At 71.1% G+C, this 25187-nt stretch carries 21 protein-coding genes and 1 pseudogene; 15 read left to right on the top strand and 7 right to left on the bottom strand.

What is annotated here, in order from left to right; genetic code table 11:
• The first annotated feature begins 33 nt into the window (after nt 1-33).
• From ACFYWX_RS07995 to ACFYWX_RS07935, 13 genes are all read left to right on the top strand, one after another.
• On the top strand, nt 34-1371 hold the full coding sequence (locus ACFYWX_RS07995; protein ID WP_389423118.1) for an ABC transporter substrate-binding protein: 1338 nt from the start codon (nt 34-36) through the stop codon (nt 1369-1371).
• A 2-nt stretch (nt 1372-1373) separates the two neighbouring features.
• Nucleotides 1374-2315, top strand: coding sequence for a carbohydrate ABC transporter permease (locus ACFYWX_RS07990; RefSeq protein WP_389423117.1), 942 nt, complete (start codon nt 1374-1376; stop codon nt 2313-2315).
• 1 nt (nt 2316) lies between these two features.
• The gene (locus ACFYWX_RS07985; RefSeq protein WP_389423116.1) at nt 2317-3210 is read left to right on the top strand and encodes a carbohydrate ABC transporter permease; all 894 of its coding nucleotides are present in this window, start codon (nt 2317-2319) and stop codon (nt 3208-3210) included.
• A 5-nt stretch (nt 3211-3215) separates the two neighbouring features.
• Nucleotides 3216-4481: a 6-phospho-beta-glucosidase gene (locus tag ACFYWX_RS07980; RefSeq protein ID WP_389423115.1), complete on the top strand. Its 1266-nt coding sequence runs from the start codon at nt 3216-3218 to the stop codon at nt 4479-4481.
• Nucleotides 4472-5437: an N-acetylglucosamine kinase gene (locus ACFYWX_RS07975; RefSeq protein WP_389423114.1), complete on the top strand. Its 966-nt coding sequence runs from the start codon at nt 4472-4474 to the stop codon at nt 5435-5437. The genes ACFYWX_RS07980 and ACFYWX_RS07975 overlap by 10 nt, the downstream gene beginning before the upstream one ends.
• A 65-nt stretch (nt 5438-5502) precedes the next feature.
• Nucleotides 5503-6915 carry a hypothetical protein gene (locus ACFYWX_RS07970; RefSeq protein WP_389423113.1) on the top strand — a complete coding sequence of 471 codons (1413 nt, stop codon included), beginning with the start codon at nt 5503-5505 and terminating at the stop codon, nt 6913-6915.
• Nucleotides 6916-7157: 242 nt separating this feature from the next.
• On the top strand, nt 7158-8570 hold the full coding sequence (locus ACFYWX_RS07965; protein ID WP_389423406.1) for a hypothetical protein: 1413 nt from the start codon (nt 7158-7160) through the stop codon (nt 8568-8570).
• A gap of 14 nt (nt 8571-8584) precedes the next feature.
• Nucleotides 8585-9613 carry a glutamate ABC transporter substrate-binding protein gene (locus tag ACFYWX_RS07960; protein ID WP_389423112.1) on the top strand — a complete coding sequence of 343 codons (1029 nt, stop codon included), beginning with the start codon at nt 8585-8587 and terminating at the stop codon, nt 9611-9613.
• A gap of 58 nt (nt 9614-9671) precedes the next feature.
• Complete coding sequence (locus ACFYWX_RS07955; protein WP_389423111.1) at nt 9672-11003, top strand: hypothetical protein; 1332 nt, start codon at nt 9672-9674, stop codon at nt 11001-11003.
• Nucleotides 11000-13495, top strand: coding sequence for a tetratricopeptide repeat protein (locus tag ACFYWX_RS07950; protein WP_389423110.1), 2496 nt, complete (start codon nt 11000-11002; stop codon nt 13493-13495). The genes ACFYWX_RS07955 and ACFYWX_RS07950 overlap by 4 nt, the downstream gene beginning before the upstream one ends.
• The gene (locus ACFYWX_RS07945) at nt 13496-14788 is read left to right on the top strand and encodes a PP2C family serine/threonine-protein phosphatase (RefSeq protein ID WP_389423109.1); all 1293 of its coding nucleotides are present in this window, start codon (nt 13496-13498) and stop codon (nt 14786-14788) included.
• Between the two features lie 130 nt (nt 14789-14918).
• Nucleotides 14919-16265 carry a VWA domain-containing protein gene (locus ACFYWX_RS07940; RefSeq protein WP_389423108.1) on the top strand — a complete coding sequence of 449 codons (1347 nt, stop codon included), beginning with the start codon at nt 14919-14921 and terminating at the stop codon, nt 16263-16265.
• A gap of 83 nt (nt 16266-16348) precedes the next feature.
• Nucleotides 16349-18085, top strand: coding sequence for an FHA domain-containing protein (locus tag ACFYWX_RS07935; protein ID WP_389423107.1), 1737 nt, complete (start codon nt 16349-16351; stop codon nt 18083-18085).
• Between the two features lie 45 nt (nt 18086-18130).
• Here the strand turns inward: ACFYWX_RS07935 and ACFYWX_RS07930 are convergent, their stop codons facing one another.
• Nucleotides 18131-19111, bottom strand: a complete 981-nt coding sequence (locus tag ACFYWX_RS07930; protein WP_389423106.1) for a methyltransferase domain-containing protein — start codon at nt 19109-19111, stop codon at nt 18131-18133.
• Nucleotides 19112-19197: 86 nt separating this feature from the next.
• On the opposite strand from ACFYWX_RS07930, the gene ACFYWX_RS07925 reads away from it, so the two are divergent.
• Nucleotides 19198-19611, top strand: coding sequence for a globin (locus tag ACFYWX_RS07925; protein WP_389423105.1), 414 nt, complete (start codon nt 19198-19200; stop codon nt 19609-19611).
• A 30-nt stretch (nt 19612-19641) separates the two neighbouring features.
• Here the strand turns inward: ACFYWX_RS07925 and ACFYWX_RS07920 are convergent, their stop codons facing one another.
• The 4 genes and pseudogenes from ACFYWX_RS07920 to ACFYWX_RS07905 all read right to left on the bottom strand — a co-directional run bounded on the left by ACFYWX_RS07920 (nt 19642) and on the right by ACFYWX_RS07905 (nt 23448).
• Nucleotides 19642-20331 carry a hypothetical protein gene (locus tag ACFYWX_RS07920; protein ID WP_389423104.1) on the bottom strand — a complete coding sequence of 230 codons (690 nt, stop codon included), beginning with the start codon at nt 20329-20331 and terminating at the stop codon, nt 19642-19644.
• Nucleotides 20328-20750 carry an acyl-CoA thioesterase gene (locus tag ACFYWX_RS07915; protein ID WP_389423103.1) on the bottom strand — a complete coding sequence of 141 codons (423 nt, stop codon included), beginning with the start codon at nt 20748-20750 and terminating at the stop codon, nt 20328-20330. Before ACFYWX_RS07915 ends, ACFYWX_RS07920 begins: the two co-directional genes overlap by 4 nt.
• Before the next feature lie 6 nt (nt 20751-20756).
• Nucleotides 20757-22421: an energy-dependent translational throttle protein EttA gene (gene ettA, locus ACFYWX_RS07910; protein WP_389423102.1), complete on the bottom strand. Its 1665-nt coding sequence runs from the start codon at nt 22419-22421 to the stop codon at nt 20757-20759.
• Between the two features lie 341 nt (nt 22422-22762).
• Nucleotides 22763-23448, bottom strand: a pseudogene (locus tag ACFYWX_RS07905) (GntR family transcriptional regulator).
• Nucleotides 23449-23500: 52 nt separating this feature from the next.
• Here ACFYWX_RS07905 and ACFYWX_RS07900 point away from each other — a divergent pair.
• Entirely contained in the window at nt 23501-23770 is a 270-nt protein-coding gene (locus ACFYWX_RS07900) for a hypothetical protein (RefSeq protein ID WP_389423101.1), read from the top strand.
• Nucleotides 23771-23989: 219 nt separating this feature from the next.
• Here the strand turns inward: ACFYWX_RS07900 and ACFYWX_RS07895 are convergent, their stop codons facing one another.
• Both ACFYWX_RS07895 and ACFYWX_RS07890 read right to left on the bottom strand, forming a co-directional pair.
• Nucleotides 23990-24283 carry a CPCC family cysteine-rich protein gene (locus ACFYWX_RS07895; protein WP_389423100.1) on the bottom strand — a complete coding sequence of 98 codons (294 nt, stop codon included), beginning with the start codon at nt 24281-24283 and terminating at the stop codon, nt 23990-23992.
• A 254-nt stretch (nt 24284-24537) separates the two neighbouring features.
• Complete coding sequence (locus tag ACFYWX_RS07890) at nt 24538-24768, bottom strand: hypothetical protein (RefSeq protein ID WP_389423099.1); 231 nt, start codon at nt 24766-24768, stop codon at nt 24538-24540.
• Between the last annotated feature and the right edge of the window lie 419 nt (nt 24769-25187).

Below are 25187 nucleotides of genomic sequence, written 5' to 3'. Positions count from 1 at the left end.
ACCCTGCCCTGCCCTGCCCTGGGAGACCCTGCCATGCCCGGAATGTCACGGAAGGCGGCCCTCGCGCTCGCCGCCACCGCCTCGCTGACCCTCCTCGCCACCGCCTGTACCGGCCAGTCCGAGTCGGCCGCGAGCGACGACGCCTCCAAGGAGACGACCCTCAACTTCTGGCACGCATGGAGCGCGCCCGGCGAGGTGAAGGCCGTCAAGGCGCTCGTCGCCGGCTTCGAGAAGGCGCACCCCAACATCCATGTCAACGTCGTCGGCAACATGACCGACGACAAGATCAACCAGGCACTGCGCACGGGCGGCGACAAGGCGCCCGACGTGATCTCGTCGTTCACCACCAGCAACGTGGGCAAGTTCTGCTCGTCGGGTGCGCTGGTCGACCTCAACCCGTACTTCAAGAAGGCCGGGATCGATCCGGCGACCACGTTCCCGAAGGCGATGAACGAGTACACCCAGTTCGACGGCGACCGCTGCGCGGTGCCGCTGCTGGGCGACGCGTACGGGCTCTACTACAACAAGACGGCGTTCGAGAAGGCGGGGATCGCGAGCCCGCCGAAAACGTGGTCGGAGTTCGCGGCCGACGCCAAGAAGCTGACGATCACCCAGGGCAACACGTACAAGCAGCTCGGCTTCATGCCGGACTACCACGGCTGGGAGACGACGACCGAGCACTACCTCGGGCAGTTCTCGCCCACCTACTTCGACTCCAGCGGCAAGTCGAACGTCGCGAAGGACCCCGCGTTCACGGCCGCGTTCACCGTCCAGAAGAAGCTCGTCGACGAACTCGGCGGCTACAAGAAGCTGGAGACCTACCGCGCCACGCTGGGCGACGAGTGGGGCCCCAAGCACCCCTTCCACACCGGTCAGGTCGCCATGCAGCTCGACGGCGAGTGGCGGCTGGGCATGGCCCTGGACACCAAGCCGAAGTTCGAGATCGGCGTCGCCCCGCTGCCCGTCCCCGACGACCAGGCCGACCAGTACGGCAAGGGCTACATCACCGGCACCATCGCCGGCATCGCCGCGACCAGCAAGAAGCAGAACGCGGCCTGGGAACTGGTGAAGTACATGACCACCGACACGGACGCGGTCGTCAACTTCTCCAACGGTATCCACAACGTGCCCTCCACGCTGGCGGCCCTGAAGTCCCCGAACCTGAAGTACGACCCGCGCTTCAAGACGTTCCTGGACATCGCCGCCAACCCGAACTCGACGACCGCTCCCGCCTCCATCAACGGCGGCGTGTACCTCACCACGATCCAGCAGCTCGGCTACGACTACGAGAGCGGCAAGCTCAAGGACCTGAAGGGCGGCCTGGCGAAGGCGGCGCAGCAGATCGACACGGACATCGCGCAGGCGAAGTAGCGATGAGCACCGTCACCCTGGCGTCGAAGCGCCGCCGAGCGGCACTGCGCACGACCGCCTTCCTGTCGCCCTGGCTGATCGGCTTCGCGGTCTTCTTCGCGTACCCGATGATCTCGACGGTCTACTTCTCGTTCATGCACTACGACGGCTTCAAGCCGCCGACGTGGACCGGGACGAAGAACTGGACGTACGTCTTCGAGCACTACCCCTTCTTCTGGCCCGCCCTGCGCAACACCCTCTGGCTGGTCGTGATCATGGTGAGCCTGCGGGTCCTCTTCGGACTCGGGATCGGCCTGCTCATCACGAAGATCAAGACGGCTACGGGCGTCTTCCGCACCCTCTTCTACCTGCCCTACCTGGCCCCGCCGGTGGCCGCGACGATGGCTTTCGCCTTCCTCCTCAACCCCGGTACGGGCCCGGTCAACTCGATGCTGGAGAAGATCGGCATCCCGGCGCCGGGCTGGTTCAACGACCCGTCCTGGTCCAAGCCGGCCCTGACCCTGATGTTCCTGTGGGGCGTGGGCGACCTGATGGTCATCTTCATGGCCGCGCTGCTCGACGTGCCCAAGGAGCAGTACGAGGCGGCGGAGCTGGACGGCGCGTCGGCCTGGCAGCGGTTCCGGTTCGTCACGCTGCCGAACATCGCGCCGATCATCATGTTCGCCGTCGTCACCGGTGTCATCCAGGCGATGCAGTGCTACACCCAGCCGCTGGTCGCCGGGAAGGTCGCCTCGGGCGTGATCCAGGGCGCGGGCACCATGTTCGAGCCCGGCTACCCGGACCACTCCACGCTCACCCTCCCCCAGCTCGTCTACAACCTCGGCTTCCAGCGCTTCGACTACGGCTCGGCGTGTGTCGTGGCCCTGGTCCTCTTCGCCCTGTCGATGGCGTTCACCGCACTGCTGATGCGGCGCCGGGGCGGTCTCATCCAGGCAGGTGACTGACATGACCCAAGTACTGGACCGGCCGGTGGAGTTGCAGGCACCGTCCTCACCCGCCGAGCGCACCGCCCGCCGCCGGGCGCTGCTGGAGTGGATCGCGGTCCACTCGCTCGGTGTCGCCGCCGCCCTCTTCTTCACCCTCCCCTTCGTGTTCGTCTTCCTGACCTCGCTGATGAGCGACTCGCAGTCGCTCAGCCGGGACCTGATCCCGCACACCTGGGAGTGGGGCAACTACAAGAGCGTGCTCGACACCCCCGGCTTCCTCACCTGGTGGAAGAACACCCTGATCTACGCCGGCCTGGGCACGGTCCTCAGCGTGGTCTCGTCCATCCCCGTGGCGTACGCGCTCGCCAAGTTCCGCTTCCGGGGCCGCAACCTGCTGCTCATGCTGGTGATCTCGATGATGATGCTGCCGCCGCAGGTGGTCGTCATCCCGATGTACCTCTTCTGGGCGAAGCAGCTGGACCTCTCGGGCACGCTGTGGCCGATGATCATCCCGATGGCGTTCGGTGACGCGTTCACCATCTTCCTGCTGCGCCAGTTCCTGACGACCATCCCCAACGAGTACGTGGACGCGGCGAAGGTGGACGGCTGCGGTGACCTGCGCACCCTGCTGAAGATCATCCTGCCGATGGCGAAGCCCGGCATCGCCGCGGTGGCCCTCTTCCAGTTCTTCTACGCCTGGAACGACTACTTCGGCCCGCAGATCTACGCCTCGGAGAACCCGGCCGCGTGGACCCTGAGTTACGGCCTGGAGTCCTTCAAGGGCGCGCACCACACCGACTGGAACCTCACCATGGCCGCGACCATCCTGGTCATGGCCCCCGTGATCCTCGTGTTCTTCTTCGCCCAGAAGGCGTTCGTCGAGGGCGTCACGCTCACCGGAGTAAAGGGTTGACCCGAATGAAACTCACCGTGGTCGGCGGAGGCTCGACCTACACCCCCGAACTCGTCGACGGGTTCGCGCGCCTGCGGGACACCCTGCCGGTCGAGGAACTGGTGCTCGTCGACCCGGCGGCGGACCGGCTGGAGCTGGTGGGCGGCCTGGCCCGGCGCATCTTCGCCAAGCAGGGACACCCGGGCAGGGTCGTGACGACCGGCGACCTGGACGCGGGCGTCGACGGCGCCGACGCGGTCCTGCTCCAGCTGCGCGTCGGCGGCCAGGCGGCCCGCGAACAGGACGAGACCTGGCCGCTGGAGTGCGGCTGCGTCGGCCAGGAGACGACCGGCGCGGGCGGCCTGGCCAAGGCGCTGCGGACGGTCCCGGTCGTCCTCGACATCGCCGAACGGGTCCGCCGCACCAACCCGGACGCCTGGATCATCGACTTCACCAACCCGGTCGGCATCGTCACGCGCGCCCTGCTCCAGGCCGGGCACCGGGCGGTCGGCCTGTGCAACGTGGCCATCGGCTTCCAGCGGAAGTTCGCCGGGCTGCTCGGCGTCACGCCCGCCGACGTCCACCTGGACCACGTGGGCCTCAACCACCTCACCTGGGAGACCGGCGTGCGCCTGGGCGGCCCCGAGGGCGAGGACGTGCTGCCCAAGCTGCTGGCCGGGCACGGCGACGCGATCGCCGCCGACCTGCGTCTGCCCCGCCCGCTGCTCGACCGGCTGGGCGTGGTCCCGTCGTACTACCTGCGCTACTTCTACGCGCACGACGAGGTCGTACGGGAGCTGCGCACGAAGCCGTCCCGGGCCGCGGAAGTGGCGGAGATGGAGCGGCAGTTGCTGGAGATGTACGGTGACCCGGCCCTCGACGAGAAGCCGGAGCTCCTCGCCAGGAGGGGCGGTGCCTACTACTCGGAGGCGGCGGTGGACCTGGCGGCGGCGCTGCTCGGCGGCGGGGGGAATCCGTACCAGGTGGTGAACACGTACAACAAGGGCACGCTGCCCTTCCTGCCGTCCGACGCGGTGATCGAGGTTCAGGCGGCGGTGGGCCCGTCCGGCACGACCCCGCTGCCGGTCGCGGCCGTGGACCCGCTCCAGGCGGGGCTCATGGCGAACGTGACCGCGTACGAGGAGCTCGCCCTCCAGGCTGCCCTGCACGGCGGCCGGGACCGGGTCTTCCGGGCCCTGCTCGCACACCCCCTCGTCGGACAGTACGAGTACGCCGACACCCTCACCGACCAGCTGATCGCACACAACCGGGAGCACCTCGCGTGGGCCTGACCGACGGCGTCCTCGCCATCGACGCCGGCAACAGCAAGACCGACGTCGCGGTCGTGGCGGCGGACGGAAACGTCCTCGCCATGGCCCGCGGCGGCGGCTTCAGGCCCCCCGCGGTGGGCGTGGAGGCGGCGGTCGACGCCCTCGCCGCGACCGTCGCGGAGGCGTACGACCGGGCCGGGGTCACCTCCGTCGCCCATGTCTCGGCCTGCCTGGCCAACGCCGACCTGCCCGTGGAGGAGGAACAGTTGGCGGCCGCGCTGCACGCGCGCGCGTGGGGCACGGCCGTCGAGGTCCGCAACGACACGTTCGCGATCCTGCGGGCGGGCGTGGCCGAACCCCGGGGCGTCGCCGTGGTCTGCGGCGCCGGCATCAACTGCGTCGGCATGCGCCCCGACGGGCGCACCGCCCGCTTCCCGGCGCTCGGCCGCCTCTCCGGGGACTGGGGCGGTGGCTGGGGCCTGGCCGAGGAGGCCGTGTGGCACGCGGCCCGCGCGGAGGACGGCCGCGGCGGCCCGACCGAGCTGACGCGCACCCTGCCGGCCCACTTCGGCCTGGACTCGGTGTACGCGCTCATCGAGGCGCTGCACCTGGAGCGCATCGCCCCGGCGCGGCGGCACGAGTTGACGCCCGTCCTGTTCACGACGGCGGCCGGGGGCGACCCGGTGGCCCGCGCAATCGTCGACCGCCTCGCCGACGAGGTCGTCACCATGGCGGTGGTCGCGCTGACCCGCCTGGACCTCCTCGCCGAGGAGACTCCGGTCCTGCTGGGCGGCGGCGTCCTCACCGCCCGCCACCCCCAACTGGACGACGCGGTGACCGACCTGCTGGCGTCCCGCGCACCGAAGGCGGTGGCCCGCGTGGTGGAGGCCCGCCCGGTCCTCGGGGCGGCGCTGCTGGGGCTGGACCGGGTGGGGGCGGGGGTGGAGGCGCAGGAGCGGGTGCGGGGGCACTTCTGAGGGGCGCACCATCACCCGAGGCGGTCGGCGGACGCACTGTCAGTGGCGGTTGCGATGATCGTTCCATGAGTGCATCGACCTCCGGGACCTCCGACTCCGTGACGTGGACCACCGACCTCGCCTCCGCCGTACGGCATGTGCGCACCCTGCACGAACTCGACTGGCAGTGGACCCGCACGCACGTGGAATCCCTCGTGGACGCCCATGCCGACTGGAAGATACGGCGCGAGTTCGCCGACCTGCTGGTCGTGGGCCTGGAGCCGAGCAGGGGCGTCGGTGGCTCGCTCGGACCCGAACTGCACCTGGACAAGCGGGAGCCGAAGGCGTCCGACTTCGTGCGGGCCAAGCTGCGGCTGCTCGAGTTCCGGCTGCCCACGCCCGCCGAGGAGCGCGAGCGGGCCCTCGGGGAGCTCTCGGCGGCACTGGCCGAGATCGGCTCCCCGACGCCCGTCCCGGCCGCCGCCGACGGCCACGGCCTGCGCTGGCAGTCGAAGGAGTGGACGATGCTCCTGCACAGCAACGACCGCTGGGCGTGGATCGCGCTCCAGCCGGTGCTCCAGCCGTCGCAGGCCCGCCACACGGGCCCCGAGACCGCCGAACTGATCACGGCATCCGTCCCGCCGCTGTACGACGCCCCGGCACCCGACGCGACGGACCACCTGCGCCTGTACGCCTTCGAGGAGGCCCCGTCCCTGGACCGCCGCCGGGACGTCTTCGGCGAGGTCTACTCCGCGGTGCGCGGCGTCATCGGCGAGCCGACGATCTACGGCGGCGGTCCCACCGGCCCCGACGTGCGCTGGCGCACGGCGGGCGAGGACGCCCGCCTGCTGCGGTTGCGCGCCGACAGGCGCTCGGTGTGGATCGAGACGAGTCCGGCGGCGGAGGTCGAGGACGAGGAGCTGGCGACCTTCGAACACGGCGGCCCGACCGGCGGCCCGGACGGCCCGAGCGACTTCCCCCTCCTCCCCTACAGCTGGCAACTCGTCCTGTACGGCCCCGGCGACACCGCCACCTACCTCCCCGGCGGCCGCCTCGCCCTGAACCTCCCCCACCTCAGGGAGGCCCTGGAGACCCTCCTGAGGGCGTGGATCGAACAGCTCCCCGTCCAACGCCCCGGCGAGAAGGTCACGTTCAGCATCGCCGGCACCCTCATCAGCGGCGGTCTGTCCTTCACGTACGACACCGTCAAGGGCGTCCTGCTGCGCATCGGCAGCCGCGCCGGCGACCCCGAGGAGGTGGCCGCGGCGATGACGGCGGCGGGCTGGCAGCCGGCGGGCCGCCGCTGGAAGGCGGAGTACAAGCAGCCGACGGAGGAGACGGCCTCGGAGGTGGCCACCCTGATCACCACCGAACTCGCCGCCCGAGCCGTCACGTCCCCCCACCACGGCACCACGGCCCGCCGCCCAGGCCTCGGCACCGGGTCGCACGGCCCCCACGGCTTCTTCAGAGCGACGGGTTTGGGCCTGGAGTCGTCGTAGGCGGCGGGCCCCTGACGAGGGAACCGAACAGATTCCCGCAGCGTGTTCCTGGGCAAGGGGTGGTACGGAACCGACCCTCGCGCCGCAAGCGCTCCACTGCGATCCGATCAAGATCCAGCCAAGGCCGGTGCGGATACCGGTCCCGCCAGCGATACTTGCGGCGACAGATGACCATGGGGGAGGTCAACGTGACACACCCGCCGAAGAGCAGCGCGGCGCCACCGGGAATCGGCGTGCCCGGGATGCCGGCCGTCCCGCCGCAACCGGGCCCGCCCCGCATCCCGGGCGCCCCGGGCACCCCCGGCTCGCCGACGGCCAACGGCACCCCGCCCGCACCACCCCGCCGTACCGCCTTCGCAGAGGGCGTCGACCAGCTCCGCACCGCCGCGACCACCGAACCGGGCCGACTGCGCATCATCGGCGCCCTGCTGGCTCTCCTCGTCGTCGCCTTCGGCTCCGTCACGGCCTGGCAGATGACGGACAGAACGGCGGCCGCGGACGACGTCCTGCACAAGAGCCAGCCGCTGAGCAGCGCCGCCGCCGACATCTACCGCTCGCTCGCCGACGCCAACACCGCCGCCTCCAGCGGCTTCCTCGCCGGCGGCCAGGAGACCCCCGCCTCGCGCAAGCGGTACGAGGAGGACATCGACAAGGCCGCCGCGAAGCTCGTCACGGCCGCCGGCAACTCGGACCCGGACTCCCCCTCCGCGGCCACCATCACCAAGCTCAACAAGCTGCTGCCGGAGTACAAGGGCCTGGTGGAGCGCGCCCGCACGTACAACCGGCAGGGCTTCCCGGTCGGCGGCGCCTACCTGCGGTACGCGAACGAGAAGATGCAGAAGGAGATGCTCCCGGCGGCGGAGGATCTCTACAAGAAGGAGAACCAGCGCCTCGAGGCCGACTACGCGGACGCCACGCCCTACCCGTGGCCGGCGATCGCCCTCGGCGTCCTCGCCCTCGCCGCGCTCGTCTGGGCCCAGCACCGCAACTACCGCCGCACCCACCGTGTCCTGAACCACGGCCTGGTCGCCGCCACCGCCGCCGCCACGGTGGTCCTGCTCTGGCTGGTCGTCGGCCACAGCGTCGCCCGCGCCGGTCTGAACGACTCCTACGACCACGGCGTGCGCTCCCTCAACGTCCTGCACGACGCCCGCATCGCCTCCCTCAGGGCCCGCGGCAACGAGAACCTCACGCTGGTCGCCCGCGGGGCCGAGACCGTCAAGGTCGGCGACACCACCGTCGACGCCTACGACCACGACTTCACCCAGAACATGGCGGTCCTCGGCAAGGGCCTGGCCCAAGCGGAGAAGCTCGCCGACGACCAGGCGGGCGAGAAGCCGGTGACGGCCGCCGTCGGCAACATGGCGGAGTGGAAGAAGCGCCACGCCACGGCCCGCGACGAGGACGAGAACGGCAACTACCAGCAGGCGCTCGCCAAGGTGATCGGCGCCAAGGGCGCGACCGGCGAGTGCTTCGACAGCGTCGACACCAACCTGGCGATCGCGCTGACCCACGAACAGACCGAGTTCAAGAAGGCGGCCGGTGACGGCCTGGACGCGATGGGCGGGCTGCCGCTGGGCGCCGCCGTCCTCGCCGTACTGGGCGCGGCGGGCGCCGTGCTCGGCATCGGCCGCAGGCTTTCGGAGTACCGGTGAGAGGGGGCGTGGCGATGCAGGTGCGACGGATGCGGGCCGGCCTGAAGGGCTGGGGCGGAGTGGGCGCGATGGCGGTCGTCTGCGCCCTCGCGATGGCCTTCGTCCTGCTGCTGCCGACAGCGCGGTCCTCCGGCGACGGCAGCACCGGCACCGGCGGCCCGGGCGCCGCCACCGGCACCCACGCGGCCGACACCACCTGCCAGGGACCCGAGAAGCAGACGCTGGCGCCCTCGGGCGCGGACGGGCCCACCATCACCGCCATCAAGGACCGCAGGGGCGAGAAGCGCAAGCTGATCGTCGGCGTCGACCAGAACAGCTACCGCTGGGGCTATCGCGACCCCAACAAGGCGGACGCCGAGCTGGAGGGCTTCGACATCGACCTGGTCCACCGGATCGCCCAGGAGATCCTCGGCGACCCGAAGGCGGTCCAGTTCAAGGCCATCCCCACCGACCAGCGCATCCCCGCGATCCAGGACGGCCGGGTCGACATGGTGGTCCGCACCATGACCATCACCTGCGAGCGCGCGGGCAAGGTCGCCTTCTCCGCTCCGTACTTCAAGACCGGCCAGACCGTCCTCGCCCCCAAGTCCTCGAAGATCACGGGCTACAACGACACGCTGGCCGACAAGAAGGTCTGCACGGCGGCCGGTTCGACCGCCTACCTGAAGCTGAAGAAGGACCGGGAGACGGGCGCGATCCCCTCCTCCGTCGACATCTCCACCACCGTCCCCAACCAGCTCGACTGCCTGGTCAGGCTCCAGCTCGGCGAGGCCGACGCGGTGGTCAACGACGGTGCGCTCGCCGCGAGTCAGGCCGCCCAGGACCCGACGGTCGCGCTGAAGAGCAAGGCCTTCACCACCGAGTACTACGGCGTGGCGATGAAGAAGGACGCCGACGATCTGGTACGCCGGGTCAATCAGATCCTGGTGGAGTACCGCACGAACGGCTGGCAGGCGTCGTACGACACATGGCTGTCGGCGACACTGGGCCAGGACGCGACGGCGTCGAAGCCGCCCGCACCGCAGTATCTGCGCACGAGCTGACGGAACGTCGATCAACAGCGGAGCCCCCAACAACCCACACAGCAGCGAGAGGTGATCGATGGGCGTCACGGACCCCGCCGGGCCGGTGATGGACCGGGACGAGGTGGACCGTGCGCTCGCGCGGCTCGGCGCGGAGCACGAGGCGATCGAGACCTCGCTGCTCGCTCTGCAGGACCACGCGGGCCGCAGACTTCTCGAGGGGGCCGAGCTCACGGGCGTCACCAGAGAGCGCTGGACGGCCGCGGAGGCGTCGATCACGCTGCTGTGGGCGTACTTCGACGCGTACACGGGCGCGTTGCGCCTGGCCCGTGACATCCGCGCGCGTCGCCGCTGGTCCAGCCGGGAGGATCTGGTGGAGCTGACGGAGCTGCTGCGCGGCGAGTCCGTGACGGTCGCGGACTCCGCGGCGGCCACGGCGAACGCCCCGACGCTGCACGGCACCGCCCGGCTCAGTCACACCTTCTCGCTCGTCACGCTGGTGGAGCGGATGAACGAGCTGTACGCGTCGTCGCTGGACATGGTGGTCGCCTCCGACGCGGTGTGGTCGGCGCTGCCCGCCCGGATCGATTTACTGGCCGCGGAGCTCCAGCGCACCCGCCGGCTCGCCCACTCCGTCGGCGTACGCCCCGGTGAGCACCCGGCGGGCGACGACCTGGAGCACATCACGCGAACCTTGACGAACCTGCGGGAGCAGGTGGTGTCCGACCCGCTCGCCTTCTGGGTGCCGGCGCAGGGCAGTTCGGCCCCGGGCGGCGGCCGGCCCGACACCACGGTGTACGACCGTGAGGCGCGCGCCCTGGAGGACGTACGCCGGGAGATCGACGCCGTACTGACGGTACGTCAGGACGCTGAGCAGCGGCTGGTGAAGCTGCGGGACGTGCTCTCCCGCGCGGACCGCACGCTCGCCGAGGCGCGCACCGCGCGCGGTGAGGTCCTCGCGAAGATCGCGGCGACTGAGGTGCCGGTGGTCAGCGGTCCGCCGACCGTGCTGCAGGAGCAGCTGGCGACGGCCGCCGAGTACCGCAGACACGCCCAGTGGCACCGTCTGTCCCCGCTCCTTGAGTCGCTGGAGCAGAAGGCGGAGGACGAACTGCTGCGCGCCCGCGAGTCGTTGACCGAGGTCACCGCGCCGCTCGCGGTCCGCGCCGAGCTGCGCGGCCGCCTCGACGCGTACAAGGCGAAGGTCGCCCGGCACGGGCTCGCCGAGGACCCGTTCCTGGTGGAGCGGTACGACGCGGCGCGCCGCATGCTGTGGAGCGCGCCCTGCGACCTGCGCGTCGCCGAACAGGCCGTGCTGCGCTACCAGCACGCGGCCGCCGAACTGCTCGGCGCCCCGCGTGTGCCGCAGCAGGGCGGTCCCGAGGACCGCAGGGGGGAGCAGGGGTCATGAGTCAGGCAGGGCAGACGTGCCAGCGGCCGGGCTGCGACGGGGCGTACGAGGACGTGGGCGGCGGCGAGCTGTACTGCGACACCTGCGGTCTGGCGCCGGTCGTCAGCTCGACGGGGATGGTCGGTTCGGCTCCGACCGGGATCACCGGCGGCGGCAAGGGCTCGACGGGCAGCAGCAGTTCCCGCTCCAGCGCCCGCAGTTCCCGTACGTCGTCGCAGTCGTCGAAGTCGCGCCGCTCGGTGTCGGGGCGCCTCTCGCGCTCCGCGTCGGGGCGCGCCACGGGCCGTTCGGTGTCGGTGCGCAGCTCCGGTTCGTCGGCGGGCTCCTCGGGGCGGGCGCGGCTGGGCGCCGGTCTGGTCACGGTCCCGCAGGTGCCGCGGCCCGACCCGCGCGCGATGGTCCTCGACAACCCAGAGGTGCCCGAGCGCAAGCGGTTCTGCTCGCGCTCCGACTGCGGTGCGCCGGTGGGCCGCGCGCGGGGGGAGCGGCCGGGGCGTACGGAGGGTTTCTGCACGAAGTGCGGTCACCCGTACTCGTTCGTCCCGAAGCTGAAGACCGGCGACGTGGTGCACGGCCAGTACGAGGTCGTGGGCTGTCTGGCGCACGGCGGCCTCGGCTGGGTCTACCTCGCCGTCGACCGGGCCGTCTCCGACCGCTGGGTGGTCCTCAAGGGCCTCCTCGACACCGGTGACCAGGACGCGATGGAGGCGGCGATCTCCGAGCGGCGCTTCCTCGCCGAGATCGAGCACGCCAACATCGTGCGGATCTACAACTTCGTGGAGCACCTCGACCAGCGGACGGGTTCGCTGGACGGGTACATCGTCATGGAGTACGTCGGCGGCAAGTCCCTGAAGGAGATCGCCAACGCCCGCCGCACCGCGGACGCCAAGCGTGACCCGCTGCCGGTGGAACAGGCGTGCGCGTACGGCATCGAGGCGCTCGAGGCCCTCGGCCACCTGCACAGCCGCAACCTGCTGTACTGCGACTTCAAGGTCGACAACGCGATCCAGACCGAGGACCAGCTCAAGCTGATCGACATGGGCGCGGTGCGCAGGATGGACGACGAGGAGTCGGCCATCTACGGCACGGTCGGCTACCAGGCGCCGGAGGTCGCGGAGGTCGGCCCGTCGGTGGCGAGCGACCTCTACACCGTCGGCCGCACGCTCGCGGTCCTCACCTTCGACTTCCAGGGCTACACGAACGTCTTCGTCGACTCCCTGCCCGACCCCGACAACATCGACGTCTTCCGCCGGTACGAGTCCTTCTACCGGCTGCTGGTGCGCGCCACCGATCCCGACCCGGTCCGCCGGTTCGCCTCCGCACAGGAGATGGCCGAGCAGCTGACGGGGGTGCTGCGCGAGGTGGTGTCGCTGCAGACGGGGCGGGCCCGGCCCGCGCTGTCGACGCTGTTCGGGCCCGAGACCAGGGTCACGGACGCGGAGCTGTTCCCGGTGCTGGACGGTGAGGTGTCGCGGCTGGGGGCGCGGGCGGTGCTCGCACGAAAGCAGCTCGCCGCGCCCGCGACCGTCGCGGCCGGTACGGCGAGCCTCGTCAAGTCCGTCGACTCCCCCGCCGCGTCCCTCGCGCTGCCCGTGCCCCTGGTGGACCCGACCGACCCCAACGCCGGTTTCCTGGCGGGCCTGATCGCCTCCGCGCCCGCCGAGCTGCTCGGTGCGCTCGCCGCGGCGCCGGCCGTGTCGATCGAGACCCGGCTGCGGCAGATCCGCGCCCTGCTGGAGAACGGCGACTTTGCGACCGGGCTGAACTCCCTGGCCGTGCTGGAGGAGGAGCGGCCCGACGACTGGCGGGTGGTCTGGTACCGGGGCGTGGCCGCGCTGGTCACCGGCGACCACGAGGGCTCCGCGCTCGCCTTCGACGCGATCTACGACGCGTTCCCGGGCGAGCCCGCGCCGAAGCTGGCCCTCGGCCTGTGCGCGGAGCTGCTCGGCCAACTGGACAACGCCGCCGAGTACTACCGCCTGGTGTGGTCGACCGACCCGAGCTATGTGAGCGCCGCGTTCGGCCTGGCCCGCGTCCAGCTCGCGGCCGGGGACCGCCCGGGCGCGGTACGGACGCTGGAGTCGGTTCCGGAGGCGTCCATCCACTACACGGCCGCCCGCGTGGCCGCGGTGCGCGCCCGGCTCCGGCAGCGCACGGTGCTCGCTTCCGACGTACCGTTCCTGGAGGACCTGACCGCCGCGGCGGCACAGGTGGAGGCGCTGGACGCGTACGGTCTCGACCCGAGACGACGTGAACAGCTGTCGACCGAAGTTCTCGGCTCCGCGCTGGACTGGATACTGTCCGGTAGCCAGGGTTCCGCCCCCACCGCCGCCGGGGGACGGACGCTGCTCGGCAGCGGCCTGGACGAGCGGGGCCTGCGGTTCGGCCTGGAGCGTTCGTACCGCACGCTGGCCCGGCTGGCGACCGGCGGCGAGGAGAGGATCGACCTGGTGGAACGTGCCAACCGTTACCGCCCCCGGACGTGGGTGTAGTTGATGTCCCAGATGCCCCAACAGGCCGCCCTGTCGAAGTGCCCGAGCTGCGAGGAGCCGCTCGAGTCGGGCGACCGTTTCTGCGGTGCGTGCGGATACGACCTGTCCGCCGTGCCGCCGCGCCCGGACGAGGTGCCGGCACCCACCGTGAACGGCTCGGTGCCACCGCCCGCTCCCCCCGCGGCCGTGCCCTGGCCGGCCGACGCCCCACCGGGCTCCGGGAGCCCGGACGCGAGCGGCCCGCCCCTGCCCGCGCAGGCGCCCGTACCGCCCCCGCCCACCGGTGTGCGGTTCGACCGGGCGCCGGAGCCCGAGGAGTATCCGTTGCAGGCGCCCGATCCACGGGTGGCCGCCGAGGTCGCGGTGCCCGCCGGGGAGGCCACGGTCTGTGTGGCGTGCCGGGCGGGCCGGGTGGACGGCGACGGCTACTGCGAGAACTGCGGACACGCCCAGCCACGTGAACGGGACCATATGGAGCAGGAGTTCGGCCCGGTGGCCGCCGTCAGCGACCGCGGCCTGCGCCACCACCGCAACGAGGACGCGTTCGCCCTCGGCAACGCCACCCTCCCCGACGGCTCACCCGCGGCCCTGGCGATCGTCTGCGACGGCGTGTCCTCGGCGACCCGCCCGGACGAGGCCTCGCTCGCGGCGTCGAGGGCGGCGAGCGAGTCGCTGCTGGCCGCCCTGCCGCTCGGCACGCATCCCCAGCAGGCCATGCACGACGCGATCGTCGCCGCCTCGCACGCGGTCAACGCGCTGGCCGACGAGCCCGAGACGGCCCGTGAGCACGCCCCGCACCAGAACGCCCCCGCCTGCACCCTCGTCGGCGCGATCGTCACCGCGGGACTGCTCGTCGTCGGCTGGGTCGGCGACAGCCGCGCCTACTGGGTCCCGCTCGACCGCACCGCGCCTCCCGCCCGGCTCACCGAGGACGACTCCTGGGCCGCGCAGATGGTCTCGGCGGGCCTGATGAGCGAGGCGGAGGCCTACGCCGACGAGCGCGCCCACGCGATCACCGGCTGGCTCGGCGCGGACGCGTACGAACTGGAGCCGCACACCGCGTCCTTCAAGCCCGACCGGCCCGGTGTGGTGATCGTGTGCACCGACGGCCTGTGGAACTACGCGGAGGCGGCCGAGGAGATGGCGGACGCCGTCCCCCTGGACGCCGCCGCGCACCCCCTGCACAGCGCCCGGGTCCTCGTCGGCCGCGCCCTGGACGGCGGGGGCCACGACAACGTAACAGTGGCCGTCCTGCCGTTCCCGCCCCCGCCGCAGGGGGCAGGATCCGCCTGAGCCCATAGAAACGGGGACAACTCGACGGATCGCAGACGGATCGGGATCTCGGACGGATCGGAGGGGACCGGTCCGTCCCCAGTCACCATCTCCACCCAACGTGGGGTTTCCGAGGGGGATTTGAGCAGGCATGGCCAATTTCTCGAAGTCGAACGTGCCGCAGTTCTCGGTGGACGTGTACCAGAACGAGTACCTCCCGGAGGGCGGCCGCGAGGTCAACGCGATCGTCACGGTGACCTCCACCGGCGGCGGCACCGTCGGCAGCGCGGTCGCGGCACCCCACCTGTACGCGCCCGGCCAGGGCCCGGACACGGCCGTGGCGATCATGGTCGACTGTTCTGGCTCGATGGACTACCCGCCGGTCAAGATGCGCAACGCCCGCGACGCGACCGCCGCCGCGATCGACACCCTGCGCGACGGCGTGCACTTCTCGGTGATCGGCGGCACCCATGTCGCCAAGGAGGTCTACCCGGGCGACGGCCGCCTCGCCGTCGCCGACGCCACCACCCGCGCGCAGGCCAAGGAGGCCCTGCGCAGGCTCAGCGCCGGCGGCGGTACGGCCATCGGCACCTGGCTGCGCCTCGCCGACCGGCTGCTGTCCTCCGCGGACGTCGCCATCCGCCACGGCATCCTGCTCACCGACGGCCGCAACGAGCACGAGTCGCCGCAGGACCTCAAGGCCGCCCTGGACGCGTGCGCCGGACGTTTCACCTGCGACGCCCGTGGCGTGGGCACCGACTGGGAAGTGAAAGAAGTCACAGCCATCGCCTCCTCGCTCCTCGGCACCGCCGACATCGTCGCCGACCCGGCCGGCCTCGCCGCCGACTTCACGGGGATGATGGAGACGGCGATGGGCAAGGAGGTCGCGGACGTCGCCCTGCGGCTGTGGACGCCGGTCGGCACGGCGATCAGGTTCGTCAAGCAGGTCGCCCCGACGGTCGCGGAACTGACCGACCGCCGCACCGAGGCGGGCCCCCGCGCCGGCGACTACCCCACCGGCTCCTGGGGCGATGAGTCCCGCGACTACCACGTCTGCGTGGAGGTACCGGCCGCGAACCTCGGCCAGGAGATGCTCGCCGCCCGTGTCTCGCTGGTCATTCCGCAGCCCGACGGGAGCGCACAGAACCTCGGCGCACAGGGTCTCGTACGGGCCGTGTGGACCGAGGACATGGTCGCCTCGACGTCGATCAACCCCCAGGTCGCCCACTACACCGGCCAGGCCGAACTGGCACAGGTCATCCAACAGGGTCTCGATCTGCGCAAAGCGGGAGAAGTCGAGGCAGCAACGGCGAAACTGGGCCGGGCCGTTCAGCTCGCCAGTGCCTCCGGGAACGCCGATACTGCGAAACTGCTTGCGAAGGTGGTGGACGTTGTCGACGCCGCGACAGGTACTGTGCGACTGAAGGCGAAGGTCGCGGAGGCCGACGAGATGACGCTCGAAACCCGGTCGACAAAGACTGTTCGTGTAAAGAAGTGACGTAAGCAGCTGCGAGCCCGCCCCCTCGGGGTGGGAAAAAATCCGGTCGAACCGGCCGGAAAAGGAGAGGGGGAAGCGCCGACATGCCGACCTGCCCGAACGGACACCAGTCGGGTTCCGACGACTGGTGCGAGGTCTGCGGTCACCGCATGGCCGGTGCCGTGCCCCCGCCGCCACCGCCGCCCGGCGGTGGCTACGGCTTCCCACCCCCCGGCCCCGGTGCGCCCGGCGGCCCGGCTCAGGGACGCCCGCATCCCGGCGGCTCCGACCACGAGCCGGAGCTCTGCCCGCAGTGCCGCACGCCCCGCGAGGGCGGCGCGCCGTTCTGCGAGGAGTGCCGGTGGAACTTCCTGACGAACACGGCGACGTCGTACACCCCTGCCGCTCCGCGGTCTCCGGCGCCTGGTCCGGGTGGCCCGGGTGGTTTTGGCGGACCTGGCGGACCTGGCGGGCCTGGTGGCCCCGGTGGTCCCGGTGGTCCGCGCTTCCCGCAGGGTCCCGGTCAGGGTCCCGGCCCGGCGGGGCCGTCGTACGGTGGCGGTGACTCGTTCGACTACCAGGGCTCGCGTCCGTCCCAGGTGAACCGGCCTGCCGAGCCGATCCCGCCGGGCCCGGCGTTCGGTGGCGATCCGTCCCGGCAGTCCGGCCCGCCCGGATACGGTGGCGGGCAGTCGGGGCCCGGGGGCGGTCCTGGCGGCCCCGGTGGTCCCGGCGGTCCTGGCGGCCCGAATCCGCCCGGTCCGCCCGGCTACGGTGGGGGCTTTGGTGGTCCCGGTGGTCCCGGTGGCCCTGGTGGCCCCAACCCTCCCGGCCCTCCCGGCCCCTCCGGCTACGGCGGCGGCCCGGCAGGTCCCGGTGGCGGCCCGGGTGGCCCGAACCAGCCCGGCCCGGGTGGCTACGGCGGCGGCCCGGCAGGTCCCGGCGGTGGTCCCGGCGGCCCGAACCAGCCCGGCCCGCCCGGCTACGGCGGCGGCCCGGCCGGCCCGGGTGGCCCCAACCCGCCCGGTCGTCCCAACCCGCCCGGTCGTCCCGGTCAGCCCGGCTACGGCGGTGGCCCCGGCGGCCCCTCCGGTCCTCCCGGCTTCGGTTCCGATCCCTCGCGTCCGGTTCCGCCTCCGCCCGGCCCCGGTGGCACGGCGGGCGGCCCTCCGCAGTCGTTCCAGCAGTCCGCGCCGCCCGCCCCGCCCGGGTTCCCGCAGGAGACCGGCCGGCCGCCGCAGGGTGGCCCGTCCTTCGGCGGTGACGACGACTGGGTGATCTCCCCGCCGTCCGGCGGCCCCGGCCAGGACGGGGGCTACGGCTACCCCCAGCCCGGCGCCACCTCCGGCGGTCCCGGCCAAGGCGGGGGCTACGGCTACCCGCAGCCCGGCGCCACCCCGGCCCCGCCCGGCCCCGGCTACCCCCAGCAGGGCGGCGGCACGTGGACGGCGACCATCGGCCCGGACCGCGCGTACTTCATGGCGATGATGCATCGGTCCGGCCCCGAGGCCACGGGCCTGAACCTGCCCGCGTACTCGCCGGAGCAGCAGCGCGCCCTCACCGGCAACCAGATCACCATCGGCCGCCGCCGCCACTCCACCGGCGAGACCCCCGACATCGACCTGTCGGTACCGCCGGAGGACCCGGGCGTCTCGCACCAGCACGCGGTGCTCGTGCAGCAGCCGGACGGCACCTGGGCCGTCGTCGACCAGAACTCGACGAACGGTACGACGGTCAACGGCGGGGAAGAACCGATCCAGCCGTTCGTCCCGGTCCCACTGCAGGACGGCGACCGGGTCCACGTGGGCGCCTGGACGACGATCACGATCCGCCGGGGCTAGTCCTCCGCACCGTCGCGGCACCAGCTCCGCACCGGCAGTGACCGGTCACCGGAGGGGCCACGCATAAGGCCCCTCCGGATCGTCCAGCCACGCCCACTCGCGGTCGCCGACGACCGTGATGCCGTACCGCTCGCGCTGGGGCAGGCCCTCGCGCTCCCACAGCGCGTACGCCTCCTGCGGATCGAGGCTGCCGCGGGTGAGCGCCAGCAGGAACCGGAACAGCTCGTGTTCCCTGGCCCGGCGCGGCACGCCGGCCAGCGGGGCCTGCTCCCGCTCGGGGCGGCCGTCGCCGCGCAGCGGTACGAAGTAGGCGGGCGTGTGCAGGAAGTGCCCCTCCGCGTGCCCGGCGTCCCGTACCGTCAGCGCGATCAGGCCGGTGGCCAGGGGGCTCAGGACCCGGGCGCCGGGACGGCACTGGGCGATCCAGGCGGGCGGGATCGACTGCAGGGTGCAGGTGGCGATGATCCGGTCGAAGGGGGCGTGTTCGGGGACTCCGCGGGCGCCGTCGCCGGTGACGACGGCGGGGTGGTACCCGGCGCCGGCGAGGTGCCGGCGCGCGGACTCGGTGATCTCCGGATCCAGGTCGACGGTGGTGACGTTGTCGTCGCCGAGGCGGTACGCCAGCAGCGCCGCGTTGTAGCCGGTACCGGCGCCGATCTCCAGGACCCGGTCGCCCTCCTCGACGCGCAGATCGGCCAGCATCATCGCCATCAGTGAGGGCTGGCTGCTGGAGGAGAGCAGCTCGCCGTCGCGCAGCCGCGTGGCCAGCGGGGCGTCGACGTACGCACCGCGCACCCAGCGCTCGCGCGCCCGTGGGTCGGGACTCTCGCCCCAGCGGCGTTCGTAGCCGCCGAGGATGCCGACGTAGTAGTACGGCACGAAGAGGTGACGCGGGACCGCGAGGAAGGCCGCCTTCCACACCGGGTCGGCGCGGAAGGCCCCGCTCATCTCGATCTCACGCACCAGGTCGGCACGGGCGGCGGCGGCGAGATCCTCGATCTCCTTGTCGAGAGCGTGCGTACCCATATGTCCACTGTCCTGCGTGACCCGGCCCGAGGCGAGTACCGGGGCCGGTCCTAAGCCTTGAGTCCTCGGTCGCCCGGTCTGAGACCATGGGGGACGTGAAAGAGATTCGGCGCGGCACGCTTCAGGAGCAGACCTTCTACGAGCAGGTCGGCGGGGAGGAGACCTTCCGTCGGCTCGTCCACCGTTTCTACGAGGGAGTCGCCGAGGATCCGATTCTGCGGCCCATGTATCCGGAGGAGGACCTGGGCCCGGCCGAGGAGCGTCTGGTGCTGTTCCTGATGCAGTACTGGGGCGGCCCCACGACGTACAGCGACAACCGCGGCCACCCCCGGCTGCGCATGCGCCACGCCCCGTTCACGGTCGACCAGGCCGCCCACGACGCCTGGCTGAAGCACATGCGCGACGCCGTGGACGAGCTGGGCCTCTCCGAGGAGCACGAGGAGACGCTGTGGAACTACCTGACGTACGCGGCGGCGTCGATGGTGAACGCGCCGGGCTGACCCGGGCCTCGGCACCGCCCGGCCGCCGCCTCAGCGCACGCTGAGGTCCAGCGCCCCGATCCCGGTCCGCCGTACCGCGACGGACCCGTACGGCGTCCGCAGCCTGAGCCAGGCCCCCGAGGTGAACAGCCCCACCTCGGCAGCGGCCTCGACCGATGCTCCGCCCGGCCGCAGGAAGCCCAGGGACTGGGCGGCGTGCACGGCCCGTACCGGCAGGTGGGTGTCCCCGACCGACCGGGACCAGATGTCCCGCCCGATCCGGTCGAGCTCGGCGCGCGTACGGCCGTCGGGCGCCAACTCCTGCGTACGGGAGCGGAATTCGGCGACGGCGGCGCCGACCATCGCACGCAGCGCGTCCGGCGCCGGCAGCCCCGGCGCGGGCCGCCAGCCACCGCGCGGCGGCAGTACACCGGCCCACGACGGCCCGGTCACCGCGCCCGGCACCGCGGCCGTGGCCGCCGTCTCGTCCACGGATTCCAGGAGCTCCCCGGCGGACACGGTCACGTCGAGTGTGACGTCGAGACCGTTCTCGTACGGCTTGGCGAGCCGGACCGCGCGGATGGCCAGCACCTCGAAGGAGGGTGGCCGTCCGAACACGGCGAGGGCGGTGCCGGCCGCCTGGAGCCGCACCGCCGCGCCGCGGTCGTAATGGAGCAGCCGGGAGAGGAAGGCCGCGAGGTCCGCCGCCTCCCCCTCGTCGGCGAGGTGGAGCACCGTCATGCCGCGACGGCCTCCCCTTCGTCCGCGTCGGCGTCGTCCGTGTACTCCTGGAGGAACTCCCGCTCCTCCGCGGTGATCCGACGCGGACGCTGCGTCTCGAAGTCGAACGGGACTATCACCGTCGAGGCGCGTACGTAGACCTGGTCACCGTCCTTCACCTCGTAGGTGATGGTGAAGGACGCCGCCCGGATCTGCGTGACCCACAGCTCGATGTCCACCGGTGAGTGCCGGTGGACGAGCTGCCGCTTGTAGTCGATCTCGTGGCGCGCCACCACGGACCCCTGCTTGAAGTCCTTCTCCGGGCGGAACAGGAAGTCGATACGGGCTTCCTCCAGGTAGCGGAGGAAGACCACGTTGTTGACGTGGCCGTACGCGTCCATGTCCGCCCAGCGCAGCGGGCAGCGGTAGATGTGCCGCAAGACCGATCAGCCCCGGGTCAGCTTCTTGTAGGTGGCACGGTGCGGGCGGGCGGCGTCCGGGCCGAGCCGCTCGATCTTGTTCTTCTCGTACGACTCGAAGTTGCCCTCGAACCAGAACCACCGCGACTCACCCTCGTAGGCGAGGATGTGCGTGGCGACGCGGTCGAGGAACCACCGGTCGTGGGAGACGACGACGGCGCAGCCGGGGAACTCGAGAAGAGCGTTCTCGAGGGAGGACAGCGTCTCCACGTCCAGGTCGTTGGTGGGCTCGTCGAGGAGCAGCAGGTTGCCGCCCTGCTTGAGGGTGAGCGCGAGGTTGAGCCGGTTGCGCTCACCGCCGGAGAGGACGCCGGCGGGCTTCTGCTGGTCCGGGCCCTTGAACCCGAAGGCGGAGACGTAGGCGCGCGAGGGCATCTCGACCTGACCGACGTTGATGTAGTCGAGCTCGTCGGAGACGACGGCCCACAGCGTCTTCTTCGGGTCGATGTTCTCGCGGCTCTGGTCGACGTACGAGATCTTGACGGTGTCGCCGACCTTGATGTCGCCGGAGTCGGGCGTCTCGAACCCCTGGATCATCTTGAACAGGGTGGTCTTGCCCGCACCGTTGGGGCCGATGACCCCGACGATCCCGTTACGAGGCAGCGTGAAGCTCAGATCGTCGATGAGCACCTTCTCGCCGAAGGCCTTGTTGAGGTCGCTGACCTCGACGACGACGCTGCCGAGCCGCGGGCCCGGCGGGATCTGGATCTCCTCGAAGTCCAGCTTCCGCATCTTCTCGGCCTCGGCGGCCATCTCCTCGTACCGGGCGAGACGCGCCTTGGACTTGGCCTGACGCCCCTTGGCGTTGGACCGCACCCACTCGAGCTCTTCCTTGAGCCGCTTCTGCCGCTTGGCGTCCTTCGCCCCCTCGACCTTGAGACGGGTCGCCTTGGTCTCCAGGTACTTGGAGTAGTTGCCCTCGTAGCCGTGCAGACGGCCGCGGTCGACCTCGCAGATCCACCCGGCGACGTTGTCCAGGAAGTACCGGTCGTGGGTGACCGCGACGACGGTGCCCTCGTACTTGGCGAGGTGCTGCTCCAGCCAGTTCACCGACTCGGCGTCGAGGTGGTTGGTGGGCTCGTCGAGCAGCAGCAGGTCCGGGGCCTCCAGGAGGAGCTTGCAGAGCGCCACGCGACGCTTCTCACCACCGGAGAGGTTGGCGACGGCCCAGTCGCCGGGCGGGCAGCCCAGGGCGTCCATGGCCTGCTCCAGCTGGGCGTCGAGGTCCCAGGCGTTGGCGTGGTCGAGCTGCTCCTGCAGCTTGCCCATCTCATCCAGCAGCGCGTCCGAGTAGTCGGTCGCCATCAGCTCGGCGATCTCGTTGAACCGGTCGAGCTTGCCCTTGACCTCGGCGACGCCCTCCTGGACGTTCTCGAGGACGGTCTTGTCCTCGGTCAGCGGGGGCTCCTGCAGCAGGATGCCCACCGTGTAACCGGGGGTGAGGAAGGCGTCACCGTTCGACGGCTGCTCCAGCCCCGCCATGATCTTCAGAACGGTCGACTTACCGGCACCGTTCGGACCGACGACGCCGATCTTGGCACCCGGAAGGAAGCTCAGGGTGACGTCGTCGAGGATCACCTTGTCGCCGTGCGCTTTGCGCGCCTTGCGCATGGTGTAAATGAACTCAGCCAAGAGAAACCGTCCGGCAGCTTGAAATCAGGCAGTGGGCAGATACACCCCATCTTGCCTGAACGCCACCCCCGGGTGGTAACCCAAATGGTCGGGGGGCTGTGAGCTGGGACTTCGTGATGGACGGCTGAGACTCGCCTGTCACTGCCGGTCGCCGTTGGTCGGCCTCGGGCGCCCTCGCACGGCCCAGGGACGGCCCAGGGGTGATCACTTGGCAGCCATGAGCCGGCAGCCCACATCGGGTTGAGCCGCCACTGTTACGGAACGGTAGGGCTGGTCGCCTCACCACTCGGCGCCGTCCACGGGCCAAAGGACTGACACGTCCGTCCTCGAAAGGCGTGCGCCTACAGGTTGATCGGGATCTCGTACACGATCTCGCAGTGAGCTGCGGGCACCACGATGTCCGCGGTCTCCACGGGTCGCCCCTGATCGCTGTAGTACGTCCGCCGGATGTGCGTGACGAGTGCCGCCTTCTGGATGCCCAGAAGAGAAGCGTCCTCGGTGGTCGCCTGGCGTGGCTCCGGCTGTTCCACGGCATGGGTGACGGTGACACCGATCGCGGCCATGCGGTTCACGGCTCCCGCTCCGGCATGCGGCCCTCCCTCGGGGAGGACGACAAGGGTGCCGGCAGTGAGGTCGTACGGCTCCCAGCTCGTCGACAGCTGCACCGGCCTGCCATCGACCTAGAACTCATACGACGTCCTGACGCACAGGTCGCCCTCGGAGATGCCCAGCCGGGCCGCGATGCCGGCCGGTGCAGGCACCTTGCGTCGGTCCTGCTCTCACAATCGCCCTGCTTGCCCATGGCCCTCATATCCGCGCGGAACGGCGACCCGTCGGGCTGCTCACGCGCCGACGACCGGACGACCCGCACCCGCCGCCGGGGCTCGGCGACGTAGGTACCCGATCCGGCACGCCCCTCCAGCACACCCTGGAAGATCAGCAACTCCTGCGCGCGGCGAACCACGTTCTCGCCGACGCCGCACTCCTGGCCGATCTGGGTGCGGGAGGGAAGCCGGTTCCCCGGCATCCAGCGGCACGCCAGCGCCCGATATCGAGGCCACCGAGGGGCGAGCGCAGGGATGACGACACGGGGCGAACTGAGACTTCTCCCTTGGACAGGGCCGGACGGCAAACCGTGCTACTTGAGCACCGATGACCAAGGCGGCTACGTGTCCCGCCTGGCAGACCACATCGAGGCGTTCCAACTCGGGATGGCGTCCCGACTGCTGGAGCATGCACGTCAGGCATTCGATGACAAGACCGAAGACCTGGAGGAGTTGCACCTTCTCACCGCCCAGTTGACCAGCGCATTGCGGGACGTGGTGCGTATCGCGACCAGCCGCGTGTAGTGCGGCAGGGAGCCTCGGAGACGGTCCGGGGCTCCCTGTTCTCGTTCGGCGTGCACTTGGCGAACCCACGGTGGGGCTGAGGTTGCTGACCACCGCTTTAGGAGTTCGATCGCGCATCCGTGCGGCCAGCTCCGGCTCGTGCTCGCTGGGCGGTCTGGAGCCCAGTCCAAGTCGCTGGGATCCGTCGCTGTCCGGCGACGTTGATGTCACCTGGTGATGTCAGACCGTGGGGTATTCGTTCGGCAGAGGAGCGCGTACGAACTTGGTGCGTCGCTCATCGCTCGCCCCCAGAGCACAGAAATTCCTTCGGGCTTCCGTGAGGCTGAGCCGGCCGTTGGGACCGCCTCGCACCCGGTCAGCATCGTCGTCGTCCTGGCCGTCGTCCTCCCAGAAGCACACGGGGCAGATCTCGAAGCAGCCGCGCTCATCGAGCGTCAGGAAGCCGCAGCAGGGACAGGGATACGGGCCGTCCTCGGCCTTCCCATGGATGTTGACGAAAGGAGTGACCACCATGGCATCCTGCCCTGCCGTGCCGCCAACCGCGAACGAGCACCTAGGCACTGCTCAGCCGGGCCACGAGCTTGGCAAGCCGCGACGATGGAGAAGCGGTTGCCGAGGCCCAGCACGTTCTGGCACGACCCCTTCGTCCCGAAGCAACTGGGTGGGGGCAGCGCCTTGGGGTGGTATGGCTCTCTTCTGCGCTGATGGTCCGCAGACGTCCGCGCTCGTTCGCCGGTGGTCGTCGGCGTTGTCACGCAGTTAGACACTCAGTGGGTTCGGCTCATCCTGCCTCGTATCTCCGAAGCGGACAGCAAGGCGTCCAATGCCGCTCGGGCCTCGGCAATTCGGTGGCGCCACTCTTCGCCTCGCAGGGCCGCAGTGTCCCACTCGACCACCGGTTCGGCGCCGGTCGTGCGGTAGCCGTAGACCTGGTGGGCCACCTGGTCGGTGAGGAGTTCGTCGTAGTGGAACGTCCCCTCGAAAGCTGCCCAGGCCACTGCCCGCGTGTCTGATCCCTGCCCTCGTGCACGAGGACGTATGTACGGGCCTTGCTGTAGCCGTACTTCGCCAGGAAGGTCTCGCGCCCCAACTCGTCGTACTCTGCGAGTGTGTTGAGTACGGACTGCCGTGTGATCGCTCCTCTGCGCATGACCGAAGAGTATGGCCGGGCACTGACAGAGGTGGATGTTCAGTCGATCACCTGAGGCTGAGAGGCGCAGGCGGCCACCTGGGGCGCGACGCGCTGGCTGCCCCGCCTCGTGCAGGCCTTCGACACACGGTGGCGGGAAGGCCGGCAGCGGGCTGCTCGTGTGATCTGGCACGGCTGCTGCTTTGTTCAGCCTGACTGGCCGGTCTACTGATCACCGGTCCCGCTGACCAGCGGGCCTGAAGAAGCCCACGGCTCTGACCAGCTCAG

The organism is Streptomyces sp. NPDC002888 (assembly GCF_042888465.1).
Taxonomy (GTDB): domain Bacteria; phylum Actinomycetota; class Actinomycetes; order Streptomycetales; family Streptomycetaceae; genus Streptomyces.
The sequence above is the reverse complement of the archived record's forward strand: the minus strand, read 5'-3'. Positions and strand labels throughout refer to the sequence as shown.

What these genes read in the sequence shown, in the direction of transcription:
- ACFYWX_RS07995 (WP_389423118.1), top strand. Translation starts at nt 34, where the DNA reads ATGCCCGGAATGTCACGGAAGGCGGCCCTCGCGCTCGCCGCCACCGCC.
- ACFYWX_RS07990 (WP_389423117.1), top strand. Translation starts at nt 1,374, where the DNA reads ATGAGCACCGTCACCCTGGCGTCGAAGCGCCGCCGAGCGGCACTGCGC.
- ACFYWX_RS07985 (WP_389423116.1), top strand. Translation starts at nt 2,317, where the DNA reads ATGACCCAAGTACTGGACCGGCCGGTGGAGTTGCAGGCACCGTCCTCA.
- ACFYWX_RS07980 (WP_389423115.1), top strand. Translation starts at nt 3,216, where the DNA reads ATGAAACTCACCGTGGTCGGCGGAGGCTCGACCTACACCCCCGAACTC.
- ACFYWX_RS07970 (WP_389423113.1), top strand. Translation starts at nt 5,503, where the DNA reads ATGAGTGCATCGACCTCCGGGACCTCCGACTCCGTGACGTGGACCACC.
- ACFYWX_RS07965 (WP_389423406.1), top strand. Translation starts at nt 7,158, where the DNA reads ATGCCGGCCGTCCCGCCGCAACCGGGCCCGCCCCGCATCCCGGGCGCC.
- ACFYWX_RS07960 (WP_389423112.1), top strand. Translation starts at nt 8,585, where the DNA reads ATGCAGGTGCGACGGATGCGGGCCGGCCTGAAGGGCTGGGGCGGAGTG.
- ACFYWX_RS07955 (WP_389423111.1), top strand. Translation starts at nt 9,672, where the DNA reads ATGGGCGTCACGGACCCCGCCGGGCCGGTGATGGACCGGGACGAGGTG.
- ACFYWX_RS07950 (WP_389423110.1), top strand. Translation starts at nt 11,000, where the DNA reads ATGAGTCAGGCAGGGCAGACGTGCCAGCGGCCGGGCTGCGACGGGGCG.
- ACFYWX_RS07940 (WP_389423108.1), top strand. Translation starts at nt 14,919, where the DNA reads ATGGCCAATTTCTCGAAGTCGAACGTGCCGCAGTTCTCGGTGGACGTG.
- ACFYWX_RS07935 (WP_389423107.1), top strand. Translation starts at nt 16,349, where the DNA reads ATGCCGACCTGCCCGAACGGACACCAGTCGGGTTCCGACGACTGGTGC.
- ACFYWX_RS07930 (WP_389423106.1), bottom strand. Translation starts at nt 19,111, where the DNA reads ATGGGTACGCACGCTCTCGACAAGGAGATCGAGGATCTCGCCGCCGCC.
- ACFYWX_RS07925 (WP_389423105.1), top strand. Translation starts at nt 19,198, where the DNA reads ATGGGGGACGTGAAAGAGATTCGGCGCGGCACGCTTCAGGAGCAGACC.
- ACFYWX_RS07920 (WP_389423104.1), bottom strand. Translation starts at nt 20,331, where the DNA reads ATGACGGTGCTCCACCTCGCCGACGAGGGGGAGGCGGCGGACCTCGCG.
- ACFYWX_RS07900 (WP_389423101.1), top strand. Translation starts at nt 23,501, where the DNA reads ATGACGACACGGGGCGAACTGAGACTTCTCCCTTGGACAGGGCCGGAC.
- ACFYWX_RS07895 (WP_389423100.1), bottom strand. Translation starts at nt 24,283, where the DNA reads ATGGTGGTCACTCCTTTCGTCAACATCCATGGGAAGGCCGAGGACGGC.